Genomic DNA, 18469 nt, shown 5'->3' with positions numbered 1-18469 from the left:
TCAGGAGAAAGAATGTCAAAGAGCTTGTATATCGCGGCTACAGAGGCCCGGAGCGGAAAATCAGCAATCGTCCTCGGGGTGATGCAGCTGCTTTTGACCCATTTGCGCAAGGTAGCCATTTTCAGACCCATAATTCACGACAACTACCGGGACCGGGATCATGATATTGATCTCATCCTGCGTCATTTCAAGCTTCAACAGGATTATAAAACCACATTCGCATACACCCAGAGCGAAGCCACCCGGCTGCTCAATGACGGCAAACATTCCCTGCTAATGGAAAATATCCTCGACCGGTTCAAGGAGCTTGAGCAGAATTACGATTTTGTGCTCTGCGAGGGTACGGACTATCTCGGCGGTGAAGCCGCAGTCGAATTTGAAATAAATCTGGATGTTGCCAGCAATCTCAGCTGTCCGGTTCTGGCTGTGCTTAATGCAATGGACAGCTATGAAGATGAAATATGTGATCTGGCCAATCGAACCGTCGCCATGTTCGAGGAAAAGGGACTTGAAGTTATCTCGGTGATGGTCAACCGGGCCTCAAAATATTTTTCCCCTGATCTTGCCGAACGTCTGCGCGGCTGTCTGAAAAGCGATAACAGTCCGCTGGTCTACGTTCTGCCCGATGATAAACGGCTGGGTAATCCGACCATGAACGATGTCGTAAAGTGGCTGGATTGTAATGTGCTTTACGGTAAGGATCGTCTTGATACACCCATTGATGATTACGTAGTCGCAGCGATGCAGATTGAAAATTTTCTCAAATACGTGAATGACGGCAGCCTGATAATTACACCCGGTGACCGTTCGGATATAATTCTTGCCAGCCTGTCATCGCGTCTTTCCGATTCTTATCCTAATGTATCCGGAATTCTGCTGACCGGCGGTATAAAACCGGCCATGACCATCCATCATTTAATAGAAGGGTGGAAGGGAGTGCCTCTGCCCATACTCGTGGCCCCTGGGCATACCTATAAAACCGCCCAGATTTTGCGCGGTCTGCACGGCAAGATAGACCCGGAAAATCAGGCCAAGGTGCTCTCGGCCATGGGATTGTTTGAAACCTGCGTGGATTCCCATGAATTGCAGCAGAGACTGGTCTCCAGCCGTTCCTCCAGAATCACCCCGTTCATGTTTGAGCATACGCTGCTGCATAAGGCCCGTGAAAAAACTCAGAACATTGTTCTGCCCGAAGGTAAGGAAGAACGCATTCTGCGCGCTGCGGATATTCTGTGTCGCAGGGATGTTGTGAAGCTGACTCTGCTGGGTAATGAGGATGAAGTGCGTAGTGTTGCTTCCAACCTCGGGGTAAGCTTAAAGGGAATTGATATTATCAACCCGGCCAAGTCTGAATATTTTGACAGGTTTGTGGATGAGTATTTTGAACTTCGCAAGCACAAGTGTATTGTGAAAGACGATGCCCGTGACCGCATGAGCGATCCGACGTATTTCGGAACCATGATGGTTTATACCGGAATCGCAGACGGCATGGTTTCCGGCTCCATCACCACAACAGCCCAGACGATCCGCCCTGCATTTGAATTTATCAAGACCAAGCCCGGATTTTCTATTGTTTCCAGTGTGTTCCTCATGTGTCAGAATGATCAGGTTACGGTTTACGGTGATTGCGCGGTAAACCCAAATCCCAATGCTCAGGAACTGGCCGATATTGCCATCAGTTCCGCTCATACCGCTTCCATCTTCGGCATTGAACCGAGGGTGGCCATGCTTTCATATTCCACCGGAGAATCGGGGAAGGGTTCTTCCGTAGATAAAGTTAAGGAAGCAACCGAAATAATCCGTCAGAAAAAACCTGATCTTGCGGTGGAAGGTCCTCTCCAGTACGACGCTGCCGTAGACCCGGAGGTCGCTGCCGAGCTGATGCCGGAAAGTGATGTGGCCGGTCGTGCCACTGTACTTATTTTTCCCGACCTCAACACCGGTAACAATACTTATAAGGCTGTGCAGCGTTCACAGCCGGATTCAGTGGCTATCGGCCCGGTCCTGCAGGGTTTAAAAAAACCGGTCAACGATCTCAGCCGTGGCTGCACCGTTCGCGATGTGGTCAATACCGTCGCGATCACTGCTATTCAGGCCATTGCTGAAAAAGAAGAGCGTAAGAATCAAACAAAGGGCGAATAAATCTAAAAATTATTTTTGAGTGATTGAACACCCTATCAAGGGCGATAATCTTTAGTTTGCGATAAAATAAAACCCGGAAGTGCCGGTGTTTCAAGGATTTTGAACGGCTGCCCAATTTATTTGGGCAGTTCAACCCGAAAGCCGTTAAATTCGGGTAGGCAACGCGTGGGGTAGTGTGCTACACTTTTCGCCGCACGCCTTCCCAACCATAAAGACACGGAGAATTAAAGAATGGCAAAAAAAATGAAAACGATGGATGGTAACCAAGCCGCTGCATACGTAGCCTACGCTATGTGTGAAACCGCCGCCATCTATCCCATTACTCCCTCATCCCCCATGGCCGAGCTGGCTGACGAATGGGCTGTTCAAGGAGTGAAGAATATTTTCGACACTACCATGGAAGTCCGTGAGCTGCAGTCCGAAGCAGGTGCCGCCGGGGCTTTGCACGGCGCTCTGGCCGCAGGTAACCTTTCCTGTACCTTTACCGCTTCACAGGGATTACTGCTGATGATCCCCAACATGTATAAGATTGCGGGCGAACTGCTGCCCACCGTCTTCCATGTTTCCGCCCGCGCTGTCGCAGGACACGCCCTTTCCATTTTCGGCGATCATCAGGACGTAATGGCAACCCGCCAGACCGGATTCGCTATGCTGGCTTCCAACTCTGTGCAGGAAGCTCTCGACCTCGCCCTTGTTTCACATCTGGCGACCGTTGAATCCAGCATTCCTTTTGTTCACTTTTTCGACGGCTTCAGAACTTCTCACGAAATACAGAAAGTTGAATTGATCGACTACGAAGACATGGCCGCAGCCCTGAATTGGGAGAAGGTCCGTGACTTCCGTGACCGCTCCTTGAACCCGGAACACCCGCATACCCGCGGTACCGCCCAGAACCCCGACATCTACTTTCAGGCTGTTGAAGCCATCAACCCCTACCGCGACGCTGTTCCCGGTTATGTTGAAGACGCAATGGGTAAGGTCAAGGAAATTACCGGCCGTGAATACAAACTTTTTGACTACGTGGGTCATCCCGAAGCTGAAAATGTTATCGTAGCCATGGGTTCCGGTTGTGAAGCCATTGAGGAAACTATTGAAAAACTGGTTGCCGAAGGTGAAAGAGTAGGTCTGGTGAAAGTCCGCCTGTACCGTCCTTTCTCCATCGAACATCTCGGCCGCGCTATTCCCGCCAGCTGCCAGCAGCTCACAGTTCTGGACCGCACCAAAGAAGGCGGAGCTATAGGCGATCCCCTTTATCTTGATGTCTGCACCGCTCTGAAGGAAATGAATATCGAGCTGCCTGTTTACGCGGGACGCTACGGACTGGGTTCCAAGGAATTCACTCCTGCCATGGTCAAGGCTGTTTATGACAACATGAAGTCCCTGTCTCCCAGACATCACTTCACAGTCGGTATCCATGATGATGTGACCAGACTTTCCCTCGAAGTGGGTGAAAGCCTCGATACCACTCCCGAAGGCACTGTACAGTGCAAGTTCTGGGGACTTGGTTCCGACGGTACTGTGGGCGCCAATAAACAGGCTATTAAAATCATCGGTGACAAAACCGATATGTACGCGCAGGGCTACTTTGCCTACGACTCCAAAAAGTCCGGCGGCATCACCGTTTCCCATCTGCGTTTCGGTAAAAGTCCCATTAAATCCACTTACCTCGTGGAAATTTCGGATTTTATCGCCTGTCATAACCCCAGCTACGTAAAACTTTACGATCTGCTGGACGGAATCCGCGAAGGCGGAACCTTCCTGCTCAACACCAGCATGGGCCTTGAAGAGCTGGAAGCCGAACTGCCCGCTAAGCTGCGCCGTAAAATTGCGCAGAACAATCTTAAATTCTACGTTATCGACGGTGTTAAGATCGCCGGTGAAGTAGGGCTTGGCGGACGTATCAACATGGTCATGCAGACCGCGTTCTTCAAACTGGCAAATGTTATTCCCTTTGAAGACGCAGTTAAATACCTCAAAGAATCCATCAAGACCGCATACGGCAAGAAGGGCGATAAAATCGTCAACATGAACAACGCCGCAGTTGATCAGGCCGAAGCGAATCTTATTGAAATCAAATATCCCGAAAGCTGGGCCACAGCTGAAGATGAAGCGGACCACGAAGTGTTCGAGCCTGAATTCATCTCCGAAGTGGTTAAACCCATTCTCGCCCAGAAAGGTGATGACCTCCCCGTGAGCGCATTTTCACCTGACGGACGTTTCCCCATGGGTACCTCCCGTTTTGAAAAACGCGGCGTGGCCATCATGGTTCCGGAATGGATCAAAGATAACTGCATCCAGTGCAACCAGTGTTCCTTCGTCTGTCCGCACAGCGCCCTGCGTCCTGTTCTCGCGGATGAAGAGGAAATGAAAATCGCACCCGAGAGTTTCGAAACCGTGGAAGCCAAAGGCAAGGGTTTTGAAGGCCTCAATTACCGCATGCAGGTCAATACTCTTGACTGTCAGGGCTGTGGTAACTGTGCTGATATCTGCCCGGCTAAGGAAAAAGCTCTGGTCATGAAGCCGCTGGCTACCCAGACCGAAAAAGAAGTGCCTAATTACGATTTCTCCGAAATTGTATCCTTCAAGGACAGACTCATGTCCCGCACCACTGTCAAAGGCAGCCAGTTCCAGCAGTCTCTGATGGAATTCTCAGGCGCATGCGCCGGTTGCGGTGAAACTCCTTACGTTAAGGTTCTCACCCAGCTCTTCGGTGAACGCATGATTATTGCCAACGCTACCGGCTGTTCCTCCATCTGGGGCGCATCCGCACCTTCAACTCCTTATTGTGAAAATCTTGAAGGTCACGGTCCCGCCTGGGGTAACTCCCTGTTTGAAGATGCCGCTGAATACGGTTTCGGTATGGAAATGGCTATTTCCAACCGCCGCGAACGTTTGAAGCAGCAGATGGAACAGGCCCTTGAGCTGGACATAACTGATGAACTCAAAGCAGCCCTTAAAGGCTGGATTGAAAATAAAGATGATGTTGCCAAATCCTTGGAATTCGGCGACCAGCTGCGTGAACTTCTGGCTGTTGAAGCCGACAACTACGAACTGCTGCTCGAAATCGAAGAACAGGAAGACATCTTCACCAAGAAGTCCGTATGGTGCTTCGGTGGTGACGGCTGGGCTTATGACATCGGGTTCGGCGGTCTCGACCACGTTCTCGCATCCGGCAAGGACATCAATATCCTTGTTATGGATACCGAAGTATACTCCAACACCGGTGGTCAGGCTTCCAAGGCCACACCGCTCGGTTCCGTTGCCAAGTTTGCCGCAGCGGGCAAGCACACTGCCAAGAAAGACCTTGGCCGCATGATGATGAGCTACGGCTACGTTTACGTTGCCTCTGTCTCCATGGGCGCCAATAAGAATCAGGTTATGAAGGCTTTTATTGAAGCTGAAGCATACCCCGGACCTTCCCTGATCATCGCTTACGCTCCCTGCATCAATCAGGGTATCCGTAAGGGTATGGGTAAAACTCAGTACGAGGGTAAACTCGCTGTTGAGTCCGGTTACTGGCCGCTTTACCGTTTCGACCCCCGCCGCGAAGAAAACGGCGAGAATCCGCTGGTTGTTGAATACAAAGAACCTGACGGAACCCTGCAGGAATTCCTTTCCGGTGAAAACCGTTACGCAATGCTTGAGCGCATGTTGCCCGAAGCATCCAAGGAAATGCGTGCCGGTATCGAAATGGACTGCAAAAAGCGCTACAACCTCCTGAAACAGCTGGCTGAAATCGACTACAAAGTTGACTAGTCCGTTTCCGGAAATAGCTTAAGAACCAAAGAAGGCCCCCCACATCAGATGATGCGGGGGGCCTTCTCTTTTTTATTGAAATGCGGTTTAGCCTTTGCCTTTTGTTTTTGTCTTTCCGGGCTGGGCGTTTTTTTCGATGTAGGAGATGAGTTTTCCGGCAACGTCGATGTCAGTAGTTCTTTCTATGCCTTCAAGACCGGGGGAAGAGTTAACTTCCATAACTACCGGACCGTGATTTGAGCGGAGGATATCCACACCGCAGAAACCGAGCCCCATGATTTTGGCGCTGCGTACAGCTGTAGAGCGCTCCTCAGGTGTGATTTTTACCTGAGTGGCGGACCCGCCCTGATGCAGATTGGAGCGGAAGTCTCCTTCGCGGCCCTGTCGTTTCATGGAAGCTATGACTTTGTCTCCGACCACAAGACAACGTATATCTGAACCGGAGGCTTCGGATATAAATTCCTGTACCAGAATGTTGGCCTCAAGACCCTTGAATGCCTCGATTATACTCGCAGCGGTGTTTCTGGTCTCCGCAAGTACGACTCCTTTACCCTGTGTTCCTTCCAGCAGTTTGATGACCAGCGGGGCTCCGCCGACGATATCAATCAGGTCTTCCGTGTACTGGGTGGAGTTGGCAAAGGCCGTAACAGGAAGCCCTATGCCTTTGCGGGCCAGCAGTTGCAGGCTGCGAAGTTTATCGCGTGAGCGGGAGATGGCAACGGATTCATTTACACAATAGACCCCCATCATTTCAAACTGGCGAACCACCGCGCAGCCGTAAAAGGTGACGGACGCACCTATGCGTGGGATGATGGCGTCAAACCCTTCCAGCTTTTCCCCTTTGTAGAGAATGCTGGGGTTGTGAGAAGTTATGTTCATGTAGCAGCGCAGAGGGTTGATAACCCTTACTTCATGGCCGCGAGCCTTGCAGGCTTCAACCAGGGAATTGGTCGAGTAGAGTTCCCGTTTACGGGAAAGGATGCCGATTTTCATTCGTGCCTCCCGAAAAAATTATTTATAATATTCAGCAGCGTGTTTCCTGCCCAACAGGTAAGATCCGTCCGGATCTACAATGAGCCGTTCCACCATGGCCGACCTGCCCAGAAGCATTCGGAATTTCATGGAATCACGGTTGGTAAGGGTCAGTTCAATATTCCAGCTCATGTTACCCAGCACCAACTGAGAACTGATCACAGGCCGGTCTTCACTTATTCCACCGGAATTGGTGACTGTGCGAAAATCTACAACAGGCGCTTCGCAGAAAATTTCCACATCAGTACGTTTTTGTACCGGATGAATGCCGAACCGAATCCATTTTTGCCCCTGCCGCTCGAAAAAATCCTGCTGAAAAGAATGCAGGCAGGAAGTTTTCGCTCCGGTATCAGTTTTAAATTTGATAGCCGGAATATTTAATTGCGGAAATGCGGCCCATTCCCTCCAGCCGACGACCGTCTTTCCCTGTATGTATTCAGGACAGTTCATAAGCTGCTCCATATGTGTAAAATGTGCAGAAAAATGAAGCTTGGTGCAGTTTTGTCAGGATATGAATATGTTATCCGGTTTATTCGCAGTAGTAAGCTTCTAATTAAAGCGAGGTAGGGCATATAGCTGTAAGTTATGAAATGCAAGAAAAAAAACACCTGAACATACATTTACGAGCTGATCCTACGGCCTCAGCCATACTTGCAAAAAGAACCGTTTCAGGCAACAAGGGAACCACTTTTCCCAAGGAGTTGATTTTGACTGAAATAAACGCATCTTCCCCTCTTGATGCCAAGGTGGAGCACACAGCCGGATTAATGTCCGGTATGCTTGAAATGTACCCTCCCGAGCGCATCGCAGTGGCTTGGACCGGAGGCAAAGATTCCACTGTCGTGCTGGCACTCTGGCGCGAAGTCCTTAAAAGCAAGGGAAAAGAAGCCTCACTTGTGCTGGTTCCCCGAGCATTATCCATTGATACCGGAATAAAATTCAGCGAAGTAATGTCTTTCCGGGACCGCGTAGCTTTGCAGTGGGGAGTTGATGTGAAGGTAATCCGGCCGGATGTGGACCTCTCCGGTTATCCTGTGGCCGAGGACCCTGTAAAATGCTGCGCCGACCTCAAAATCAAGCCCTTGCAGCAGGCTATAGAAAAATTTGAAATAGATCTGCTTATTACCGGAATCCGCAGGGATGAACATCCCGGAAGGGCCGTTAGAAAATATATGGAAGTGCGTGATAATCCCGACCACACCCTGCTCAATCCCATTCTTGAGTGGACAGAGATGGACATATGGTCGTTCATCACCATGCATGGGCTTCCGTACTGCGAGCTATATGATCAGGGTTACCGGTCTCTTGGGTGTCAGCCCTGCACCGCAAAGGGCGGCAGCAGCGAACGTGACGGACGTAGCGCAGCCAAGGAACGCAATCTGGAACAGCTCACTTCCATGGGATATTTTTAAGATAAAGAGAGAATATAAGTTATGAGAGTTAATTTTTGTTTGCACGGTTATGAGGTGCATGAGTCTTGGCGTGGATTTTTTACCCTTCCCCGGATGATGGAACTGGACAGGATCAGCTCTTCAATCGGAAATGATTTTACGCCCGCTGCTGATAAAGTATTAAGGTTTAGCAAGATGGACCTTTCCAATGTGAAAGTAGTCATCCTCGGACAGGACCCGTATCCGCAGGCGGGGGTTGCCACCGGCAGAGCCTTTGAAGTTGGTGACATCAAAAGCTGGGAAGATCCGGTAAATAATTCACTGGGCAATATGATCAAACTTTTTCATAAGAATTACATGGAGCTTGACGAAGTGGCCGGTATTAGCGTGGTACGTAAGGATATCGCTAATGGTAACTTTCCGCTCCTGCCTCCGAAAAAACTGTTCCCGCACCTTGAAGAGCAGGGCGTTCTCTTTTTAAATACCGCCCTGACCTGCAAAGTAGGCGAGTCGAACAGCCATCGCGAAAAATGGCAATCATTCGCCGACGGTCTGCTTCGCTTCATTTACCGGAAAAATCCTCAGGCCAGATGGCTTCTCTGGGGTGGAAACGCATGCGAAATGGGAGATTTCGTTCCAGTTGCAAATAAGCTTGAGAGTCATCATCCCATGCTTTACACCAAGAAGCCCGGTTCGTTCCTTGGTGAAAATCATTTTGCCAAATGTCCGGAGATAAACTGGGTAAAGTAAAATATTAACCTCGTTGCTGTTTTTCATCAGTACAATGCTGCTAATACCGAACGTGAATTGAGCTGACTGCCTTTGGAATATTAAGTCCTTTTACTGAAGGCCCTTACGTACCGGATAGGCCGTCGCTGAATCGGGTGAGGCTTCCCTTGGCTCTCATGGCAATATGTATTATGCTACCGCGCACGTTATTTCTTAATTAGCAGCCAAACTGAATAAATCAGGTGAAAAATGATCAATAGAAAAAAGACCCGAGAATTGTTCATCGGGGATGTCGGCATTGGCGGAGACAACCCGATCAGGGTCCAGTCCATGTGCAACACTGATACCCGCGACGCTATTGCCACCGGGGCGCAGATTGACGCTCTGGCCGAGGCCGGATGCGAAATCGTGCGTGTAGCTGTTCCCGATGAAGAAGCCGCTAAAGCATTGGTGCAGATCCGCAAAAATTCTCCGGTGCCGTTGGTGGCGGACATTCATTTTGATTACCGTCTTGCCCTTGCGGCTATTGACGCCGGAATAGACGCACTGCGCATCAACCCCGGTAACATCGGCGGAGAGGACAAGGTTGATTCCGTTGTCGCTGCTGCCAAGGAACACAGCGTTCCTATCCGCATCGGCGTAAACGGTGGCTCACTGGACAAAGCACTGCTCGCCAAGTATGGCGGTCCGACCCCGGAAGCGATGGTCGAAAGCGCGCTGGAACACGTGGCTTTGCTGGAAAAGAGAGATTTCTACAACACCAAGATTTCCCTGAAATCATCATCTGTACTGAATACCATAGCAGCTTACAAATTGCTGGCTGAAAAGGTGGATTACCCGCAGCATGTGGGCATTACTGAAGCCGGTACTCTGGTGCGCGGCGCGGTCAAATCATCCGTTGGACTGGGTATCCTGTTCTGGGAAGGGCTGGGCGATACCATGCGTGTTTCCCTGACTCATGATCCGGTTGCTGAAGTCGGCGTTGCGTGGGAAATCCTGCGTTCGCTGGGACTTCGTGAGCGCGGCCCGGAAATCGTTTCCTGCCCCACATGTGGGAGAACAGAGATTGACCTTATCGGACTGGCCCAGAAAGTTGAAGATAATCTACGCGGCGTAAAGGAAACTTTTACCGTCGCGGTTATGGGGTGCGTGGTAAACGGTCCCGGCGAAGCCCGCGAGGCTGATATCGGTATTGCCGGAGGCCGAGGACTGGGCATCATCTTCCGTAAGGGCGAAGTTATACGCAAAGTCAAGGGCGATGAAAATCTGCTGCCTGAATTTATGAAAGAAATCGAATTATTTTTGAAAGAAAAGAGAGGACAATAAATGCGTTTAAGCCGTTACTATATTCCCACATTGAAAGAAGATCCTTCCGAAGCGGAAGTGGTTTCCCATAAACTGCTGATGCGTGCGGGCATGATCCGTAAGCTGACCAGCGGTATCTACAGCTACCTGCCGCTGGGCTTTAAGTCCGTGAACAAGGTTGCCAGCATCGTGCGTGAAGAAATGAACCGCGCCGGAGCGCTGGAAGTGCTTATGCCGATGGTTCAGCCCGGCGACCTCTGGAAGGAAACAGGACGCTGGGATTATTACGGAAAAGAACTGCTGCGCATTAATGACCGTCACGGACGTGATTACTGCCTCGGACCAACCCACGAAGAAGTTGTTACTGATCTCGTGCGCGGAGAAGTCAAATCGTACAAGCAGTTGCCCATCAATCTATATCAGATCCAGACCAAGTTCCGTGATGAAATCCGCCCCCGTTTCGGCCTGATGCGCGGCCGTGAATTCATCATGAAAGACGGTTACTCTTTTGATAAAGATGAGGCCGGAGCAGAAGAATCCTATCGTGGTATGTTTGAGGCCTACAAAAAAGCCTTTACCCGTATCGGACTTGATTTTCGCCCCGTACAGGCGGACTCAGGTGCTATCGGCGGTGATTTTTCGCATGAATTCCATGTACTGGCCGATACCGGTGAAGATACCATCGCAGTATGCCAGGACGAAAAATGCGGCTATGCGGCCAACCTTGAAAAAGCCAAGGTTGCAGCGCCCGCCGGTGAAAGCATGCTCAGTGCCGAGTGCGCTGCTATTGAAGAAGTAGCCACTCCGGGTAAGCACACCGTGGAAGAAGTCTGCGAATTTCTGGGTGTAAGTCAGGATAAGCTGGTCAAGACCCTGCTCTTTACCGTTGACGGTGAACCTGTTGCCGCTCTGGTTCGTGGCGATCGTGAGTTGAATGACGTTAAGCTGCGCAATCTGGTCGGCGGAAATGAGATTGAAATGGCAAGCGAAGAGCAGGTCAAGGAATGGACCGGAGCTCCTGTCGGCTTCGCCGGACCTGTCGGACTCAAGATTGAGCGCGTATTCGCCGATCATGAACTGCTCGCCGCAACCGATTGGATTGCAGGGGCCAACAAAGGTGACACACACATCAGGCACCTTTCACTCGGCCGTGACTGCAAAATCGAACAGTTCGCAGACCTGCGGGTAATCACAGAGGCTGATCCCTGCCCCGAGTGCGGCGCTGCCATTGAATTTACCAAGGGAATCGAAGTGGGACACGTTTTCAAACTCGGTTCCAAATATTCCAAATCCATGGAAGCTGTTTTTCTTGATGAGAATGGAAAGAGCCAGCCCATGGTTATGGGCTGTTACGGTATCGGTGTTTCCCGTATTGTTGCTTCCGCCATTGAGCAGAACAATGATGAAAACGGCGCAATCTTCCCCCCGACCATCGCACCTTTTGAAGTGTGCGTGATTTCCCTCGGCGGTAAGGATGCCGCTGTTAATGAAAAAGCGGAAGAACTCTACAATGAGCTTATGGATATGGGCATCGATGCAGCCTACGATGACCGCAAGGAACGTCCGGGCGTTAAATTTGCTGACGCTGACCTGATCGGTTATCCCATGCAGCTGGTTATCGGCGGCAAGGGACTGAAAAACGGCATTGTCGAAGCCAAAAACCGTAAGACCGGTGAAAAAACTGAACTTCCCCTTGATGGTTTCAGTGAAGCCTTCAAAACATGGCGTGCCGAGATGTGGCAGTCATGGGGACTTGAAGCTAAATAATTCAATGTGGCTGGTGCTGAATACAGTACCAGCCACATATATTAATATATGAAAATATTTTCAGTAACTGACATCACCCGCGCTGTTAAGGATGTTCTGGAAACGGAATTCCCGTTTATCTGGGTTCGGGGTCAGGTTACAAATTTAGCCCGGCCTGCGTCCGGGCATATTTATTTTACGCTTACTGACGGTGATGCCGGATTGTCCGTGGTCTGGTTCAAAGGCAATCAGCGCAATGGCGGCAACGGTGGTGAAGAATCAGTCAATCCTCTCACCGGGGAAATTGAATCCGGAGCTCCGCTGGAACTCGAGGACGGCATGGAGATTCTCTGCGCCGGACACATGAATGTATATCCTCCGCGCGGAACTTATCAACTGGTTGCCGAATTGGTTCAGGAGCAGGGCGTTGGAGATTTAAAGCTTGCCTTTGAAGCCATGAAGCGCAAGCTCTCCGAGAAAGGTTATTTTGCTGAAGATCGCAAGATGGATATCCCACGCTCACCTAAGAGGGTGGCGGTTGTTACGGCTGCCACCGGTGCGGCTGTTCGGGATTTTTTGAAGATAGCAGAAACTCGCGGAACCGGAGCTGAAATAAGAATTTATCCCACGCTGGTTCAGGGTGATGCGGCTCCGGCACAAATAGCTCAGGCCCTTGATGCCGTAAGCGATGACGGCTGGGCGGAAGTGACAGTGCTTATCCGCGGAGGCGGTTCGCTGGAAGATTTGTGGGCGTTCAATACCGAGCCTGTGGCTGATTCAATTTTTCGCTCCACTGTGCCGGTGCTTTGCGGCGTGGGGCACGAAGTCGATGTCAGCATTGCCGATTACGTGGCTGATAAGCGGGTGGCAACTCCCAGCCATGCGGCGCAGGAGCTTTGGCCCCGGCGCGAAATCCTGATGCAGACAGTTGATGAGATGGACAGCTCCCTGACCCGCAGTTTTGAGAATTTTCTGACAATGCGTTATTCCCGGCTGGAAACGTTGCAGAAAGGATTGAGCTGGCTTTCACCGGCGCAGCGCGTTGAACGGCTGCTGCTTTCCTTTGAAGAGGAAGGGGAACGCTTGAACCGTGCTGCCGGAAAATTTCTTAAAACAAAATTTGATACGGTTGAGGCATTGGGTAGCCGTTTATCTTTTGCCTTTGGCGAAGAACGTATTGAGCGCCGGGAACAGGATCTGGCCGGGTTGCAGCGAAGGCTGGCCCGAGCTGCGGATATTTTTCTTAAGGATAAGCAGTCCGAATGTGAAACTGCGTCCAACTCATTGCGTATGCTGGACCCCGAAAGTCCGCTTGAGCGCGGGTATTCTCTTGTAACGATTGAAAAAAGCGGCACGTTTCTACGCAGTCCGGACGAAGTTGAAGACGGGGATTCTATCCGTCTGCGGGTAAAATCAGGTGAGGTCCGGGCAAAGGTTACATCTGAATAACTCTTAGGAGATTATACAAATGAATGGGCATAAACAATTTCGTATAGCTTTTTTCACCCTGTTTCTGATGCTTATATGCACATCGAGTGCTTTGGCTTCAGTTGTTCTGGCTTATCCTAAAAATGTAGGGCTCGGTGAACCGTTTCTTGTGCGGGTAACATCCGATAAACCTCTTGATTCTGTTTCCATAAAATGGAAAGGCAAAAGCGTGCAGCCGGAGATCCGCTCATGGGACGGACGCTCCGTTGCGCTGGCGATGTTCGGAACAGACGTGCTTTTTGATAAACCCGGACGGGAGAAGATCGTCATTGAAACAGTAACCGAAGGTCGCGAGCGTTCTTTCGGCCGTACTGTTAAGGTCCATAAGAAAAAATACAGGATTCAGCGGCTGACCCTGCCTGAAAAAATGGTCACCCCGCCCCAAGAAGTCTATGACAAGATAGCGCAGGATCGTAAGGAAGTAGCTGCTGCCAAGGCTTCAATGAGTCAGGACCGCAAATGGTTTCTTCCTTTCTATCGTCCAACTAAAGGTTCACAGTCCAGTCCTTACGGGGCGCAGCGTATCCTGAACGGGAAACCCAAGAACCCGCATCGCGGACTTGATTTCCGGGGAGCTAAAGGGACCGCCGTTAAAGCCATGGCCGACGGTAAGGTGGTACTGGTCGGAAAGCATTACTACGCTGGAAACTCCGTGTATGTGGATCACGGTAACGGAGTGGTCACTATGTATTTCCATCTTTCAAAGATAGATGTTAAGGAAGGCGATATGGTTGAACGGGGCCAGCTTATCGGCGGCATCGGTTCAACAGGAAGGGTCACCGGACCGCATCTGCATATGAGTGTGTCAGTGCAGGGCAGACTGGTTGACCCGAATTACGTATTACACAAAACTACAGACCAACTGCTTGGTATTAAATAACTTTTTAATATTTAAGCGGCGCAGTCGTGTGAAATAATTAGGGATACCTATGCCCTTTGCACTGCAAAAGGTGTAGGATCAGCGGCAAAACAGCCGGAGACATCTCTTGAAAAAAGAAAGTAAAACATTTGAAGATCGCTTGGACCGCTTGAAGGCGATAGTGTCCTCCCTTGAACAGGGAGACCTGCCCCTTGAAGAAGGTGTGGCCCTCTTTAAAGAAGGTCGTACCCTTTCCAGAAAATGTGCAGAACAGCTGGAAAAGGCCCGTAATGAAGTGAAAATAGTCACCGACGGCGGAGTGGAAGACTTCGACGTAGATACAGAAGAGGATACAGAGGATGACAGTTAAAGAAAAACTCGCGGTTCATGCTGCGGAGGTTGAAAAATATCTTGGCGAATGTCTGAAAGACAAGGGTATTCCTGAAAATCTTCTGGAATCCATGAATTACAGCCTGATGGCCGGCGGTAAGAGACTGCGCCCGGTACTGGTGCTGGTATGGGCCCGGATGCTCGGAGCTGATAAAGAAGCGGTTATGCCTTTTGCAGCCAGTCTGGAAATGATCCATACTTATTCGCTTATCCATGATGACCTTCCGGCCATGGATGATGACGATCTGCGTCGCGGTAAGCCCTCGAACCACAAACAGTTTGACGAGGCTACAGCAATTCTCGCCGGTGACGGCCTGCTTACCGAAGCTTTCGGATTTATGGCCACCGCGGATGCCCCGGCCGAACATGTAGTGGAAGCGATTGCTCTGATGGCCAAATCTGCCGGAAGTGCCGGCATGGTCGGCGGGCAGGTAGTTGATATGAGCTACACCGGACGTGAAGGAGTGACTCTTGACGAGCTTCGGGTGATGCATTCCATGAAGACCGGAGCGCTTATTCTTTCTGCTTGTAAATCAGGTGCAATTCTGGCTAAAGGAGCAGAGGCGACCGACGATGATGTCAAACGTGCGGAAGAGTACGGAAGACTGATCGGCGTAGCTTTTCAGATCGTTGACGATGTTCTGGATGTGGTCGGCGATGAGGCCACCCTCGGTAAACCCGTGGGCAGTGACATTGAGCAGGGTAAATCAACTTATCCCAGTCTTATCGGTCTTGAAGAGAGTAAGGAGCTGGCCCGCAAGTATATTGATGAGGCCGTTGAACTCCTTTCGCCTTATTCAGGTGAAGAAGCCGAATTTCTTGCTGAACTGGCCCGTTATATCGTGGACAGGGTTTATTAGTTTTTCAGCCGTATAGGCGTATATTTTATTTTTATACATTGATAAGTTAACAGTGTTAAGTAGCATGCGCCAATCAGTGGATTCCAGAGGGTGTGGGGAGTTTGCTGTTATGCTGCTTAAATATGACATAGATTGTAACATGTGGTGAGGTTCTTTGGGATATGAGCAAAAATGGAAATTCCTGCGGATGCGGAAAATATGAGCTACTGCAGAAAATAAAAAGTCCTGCGCAGATTCAAGGGTTAAGCTATGAGGAAATGACCCAACTGGCAACTGAGCTGCGTCAGTGCATAATAAATACCGTTTCCGTTGGTGGTGGACATTTGGCTCCATCCCTCGGTGTCATTGAGCTTACCCTGGCTCTGATGAAGAGTTTCGACCTTGAGCGGGACCGTCTGGTCTGGGACGTTGGTCATCAGGCTTATGCCCACAAGATTTTGACCGGTCGATACAATGAATTCCACACCCTGCGTCAGAAAGGCGGAATCAGCGGGTTCCCGCGTATGGCTGAGAATCCCTATGACCATTTTGGCGTAGGTCATTCCAGCACATCTATTTCTGCGGCTCTCGGTATGGCTGTAGCCAGTGACCTTGAGGGTGAAAAGCGCAATTGCGTGGCCGTTATCGGAGATGGTTCCATGACTGCCGGTCAAGCCTTTGAAGGTCTTAATCAGGCCGGGGGAATGAAGCGCAAGATGGTGGTAGTGCTTAACGATAATGAAATGTCCATTTCAGATAACGTCGGCGCTCTTTCCGCTTTTCTGAGCCGTAAGCTTTCTCACCCGGTTATGAATCGCTTTAAAAAGGATTTTGAATCAATCCTCAAGCAGATTCCCAAAATCGGTGATGATCTGGCAATGTACGCCAAACGCGGTGAGGATTCCTTTAAGAGCTTCTTCACTCCGGGAATGCTTTTCGAGGCTCTGGATTTTACCTATCTCGGTCCCATAGACGGTCACAATCTGGAACAGCTGGTTGATGTGTTTGAGCAGGTCAAAAAAATTGACACCCCGGTACTGGTCCACGTGCTGACCAAGAAAGGTAAAGGCTACACACCGGCCGAGAATAATCCAACCCATTTTCATGGTGTAGGCAGCTTCGAGCCGGAGACGGGCCGGGCTAAAAAGTTCAAGGGCGGACTGCCGTCCTATACTGAAGTCTTTGGTAAAACTCTGTGCAAGATGGCGGAAAAGGACGATAAAATTGTCGCTATAACCGCTGCCATGCCCGAAGGAACCGGAACCGACTCTTTCCGTGAACAGTTCCCGGACCGTTTTGTGGACGTGGGTATCTGTGAGCAGCATGCAGTGACTTTCGCTGCCGGTCTGGCCACGATGGGTTATAAACCCGCAGTGGCTATTTATTCTACTTTTTTGCAGCGTTCTTATGATCAGGTGGTACACGATGTCTGCCTGCAGAATTTGAACGTGAACTTTTTCCTTGATCGCGGTGGACTGGTCGGCGCTGACGGGGCAACTCATCACGGCGTGTTTGATATGTCTTTCCTGCGTCATATTCCGAATCTCGTTTTCATGGCTCCCAAGGATGAGGCGGAACTCTCACGTATGGTCAGGACAGCTGTTGATTTCAACGGTCCTGCTGCGGTGCGCTATCCTCGCGGCGTGGGCATTGGTGCTATTCTTGAAGAAACCCCCAGCCTCCTTGAAATAGGCGAGGGTGAACTCCTACGCGACGGATTTGACGGTGTGGTTATCACTGTCGGTTCCAGAGTGTGGCCCGCAGTGGAAGCTGTGGAGGAAATTGACGAGAAGTACGGTAAGGCTGTCGCGGTCTTTAATGCCCGCTTTATCAAACCGCTGCCCGAAAAACAGATTCTGGAACTGGCCTCGCGGTTTAAGAAAATTCTTATTGTCGAAGAAAATGCCAAAGCAGGCGGATTCAGTTCCGCTGTTGTGGAAATGCTGGTGGATAACAACGCCCTTGACGGTCACGAAATCAAGCGGCTCGGTATACCTGATGAGTTTATTGAGCACGGCACCCAGCAGGAACTGCGTAGCGAACTCGGTATAGACATCGAGGGTATGAAAGCAGCCATGGTGGAAATGCTCGGTCTGGATTAAGCAGAATTCATCCGCTGCATAAAATAACTGCCAATAAAAAACCGCATTCTTAATTGAATGCGGTTTTTTATTTTATATTTTCAAAATGACCGGCCCGTCTTCAGGCGGGAGATCCTTAGGTGCTCCTTCTTTCAGGTAATTTCGCACATCTTCAGCCTGCACGATGACTCCTTTTTCTAATAAGATCGGTCCGGCTTCCTGCGCGATAAGGTTGAACAGCTTAAGAAAAATTTTTGCCTCGCCGGCACTAACTGCGTCTGACGTCTTGGCACTGATATCACTACGGAAAGCCCCGATGGGCGTATCGCGGCACATGGCAATTCCGCTGATTCCCGGCAGTGCACCGGAAAGCGAAATCTCGTCGCCGTCAGCTATTTTTACCCCGTCAATGTCGTCCACCGGAGATCCGTTTACGAAAATAGCCCGTACCCGGTTCTCGGCATAGTCAGGATTGAGACCTATCTCTTCGACCATGAATTCGCGCACACTCATGCCTGATGTGGTGTGGAGCAAGACTCCCTTTTGCAAAAGTGTGATTGTTCCCGGAATTCCCGCGTGCATGGTTACTGTCTTAAGTTTTTCCTTCATGGCAGTCCTCGCAAAAACTTGGCTGAATTATGTCTTAATGGATATAATTATCTGTAATTATTAATAAAGATGCTCTTTAAAGTACTAATTGTCAAATTGCGA

General features: G+C 50.2%; 14 protein-coding genes. 11 read left to right on the top strand and 3 right to left on the bottom strand.

Annotated elements, in window-relative coordinates:
* Nucleotides 1–12 precede the first annotated feature (12 nt).
* Nucleotides 13–2142, top strand: coding sequence for a phosphate acetyltransferase (gene pta / locus ACKU35_RS00670; RefSeq protein WP_319762143.1), 2130 nt, complete (start codon nt 13–15; stop codon nt 2140–2142).
* A 231-nt stretch (nt 2143–2373) separates the two neighbouring features.
* On the top strand, nt 2374–5898 hold the full coding sequence (gene nifJ, locus ACKU35_RS00665; RefSeq protein ID WP_319762141.1) for a pyruvate:ferredoxin (flavodoxin) oxidoreductase: 3525 nt from the start codon (nt 2374–2376) through the stop codon (nt 5896–5898).
* Between the two features lie 87 nt (nt 5899–5985).
* On the opposite strand, the gene rimK is transcribed toward nifJ, so the two are convergent.
* Nucleotides 5986–6891 carry a 30S ribosomal protein S6--L-glutamate ligase gene (gene rimK, locus ACKU35_RS00660; RefSeq protein WP_319762140.1) on the bottom strand — a complete coding sequence of 302 codons (906 nt, stop codon included), beginning with the start codon at nt 6889–6891 and terminating at the stop codon, nt 5986–5988.
* 18 nt (nt 6892–6909) lie between these two features.
* Nucleotides 6910–7380: a RimK/LysX family protein gene (locus ACKU35_RS00655; RefSeq protein ID WP_319762138.1), complete on the bottom strand. Its 471-nt coding sequence runs from the start codon at nt 7378–7380 to the stop codon at nt 6910–6912.
* A 257-nt stretch (nt 7381–7637) separates the two neighbouring features.
* On the opposite strand from ACKU35_RS00655, the gene ACKU35_RS00650 reads away from it, so the two are divergent.
* The 9 genes from ACKU35_RS00650 to dxs all read left to right on the top strand — a co-directional run bounded on the left by ACKU35_RS00650 (nt 7638) and on the right by dxs (nt 17779).
* Nucleotides 7638–8342: a phosphoadenosine phosphosulfate reductase family protein gene (locus tag ACKU35_RS00650; RefSeq protein WP_319762136.1), complete on the top strand. Its 705-nt coding sequence runs from the start codon at nt 7638–7640 to the stop codon at nt 8340–8342.
* Nucleotides 8343–8363: 21 nt separating this feature from the next.
* Nucleotides 8364–9071: a uracil-DNA glycosylase gene (locus tag ACKU35_RS00645; protein ID WP_319762134.1), complete on the top strand. Its 708-nt coding sequence runs from the start codon at nt 8364–8366 to the stop codon at nt 9069–9071.
* Between the two features lie 228 nt (nt 9072–9299).
* The gene (ispG, locus tag ACKU35_RS00640; protein WP_319762132.1) at nt 9300–10376 is read left to right on the top strand and encodes a flavodoxin-dependent (E)-4-hydroxy-3-methylbut-2-enyl-diphosphate synthase; all 1077 of its coding nucleotides are present in this window, start codon (nt 9300–9302) and stop codon (nt 10374–10376) included.
* Entirely contained in the window at nt 10377–12122 is a 1746-nt protein-coding gene (locus ACKU35_RS00635; protein WP_319762131.1) for a proline--tRNA ligase, read from the top strand.
* Between the two features lie 48 nt (nt 12123–12170).
* Nucleotides 12171–13550 carry an exodeoxyribonuclease VII large subunit gene (xseA, locus tag ACKU35_RS00630; RefSeq protein WP_319762128.1) on the top strand — a complete coding sequence of 460 codons (1380 nt, stop codon included), beginning with the start codon at nt 12171–12173 and terminating at the stop codon, nt 13548–13550.
* Between the two features lie 19 nt (nt 13551–13569).
* The gene (locus ACKU35_RS00625) at nt 13570–14469 is read left to right on the top strand and encodes a M23 family metallopeptidase (RefSeq protein WP_319762126.1); all 900 of its coding nucleotides are present in this window, start codon (nt 13570–13572) and stop codon (nt 14467–14469) included.
* A 106-nt stretch (nt 14470–14575) separates the two neighbouring features.
* Nucleotides 14576–14818, top strand: coding sequence for an exodeoxyribonuclease VII small subunit (locus ACKU35_RS00620; RefSeq protein ID WP_319762124.1), 243 nt, complete (start codon nt 14576–14578; stop codon nt 14816–14818).
* On the top strand, nt 14808–15698 hold the full coding sequence (locus ACKU35_RS00615; protein WP_319762122.1) for a farnesyl diphosphate synthase: 891 nt from the start codon (nt 14808–14810) through the stop codon (nt 15696–15698). The genes ACKU35_RS00620 and ACKU35_RS00615 overlap by 11 nt, the downstream gene beginning before the upstream one ends.
* Before the next feature lie 161 nt (nt 15699–15859).
* A complete protein-coding gene (gene dxs, locus ACKU35_RS00610) occupies nt 15860–17779 on the top strand; it encodes a 1-deoxy-D-xylulose-5-phosphate synthase (protein WP_319762121.1) in 1920 nt (639 codons plus the stop codon).
* 72 nt (nt 17780–17851) lie between these two features.
* Here dxs and ACKU35_RS00605 read toward each other — a convergent pair whose 3' ends face one another.
* Nucleotides 17852–18367: a hypothetical protein gene (locus tag ACKU35_RS00605; protein ID WP_319762120.1), complete on the bottom strand. Its 516-nt coding sequence runs from the start codon at nt 18365–18367 to the stop codon at nt 17852–17854.
* Between the last annotated feature and the right edge of the window lie 102 nt (nt 18368–18469).

Source organism: Maridesulfovibrio sp., assembly GCF_963676065.1.
Lineage (GTDB): Bacteria > Desulfobacterota > Desulfovibrionia > Desulfovibrionales > Desulfovibrionaceae > Maridesulfovibrio.
Note: the sequence above shows the minus strand (reverse complement) of the source record. Positions and strands in the feature narration are given on the sequence as shown.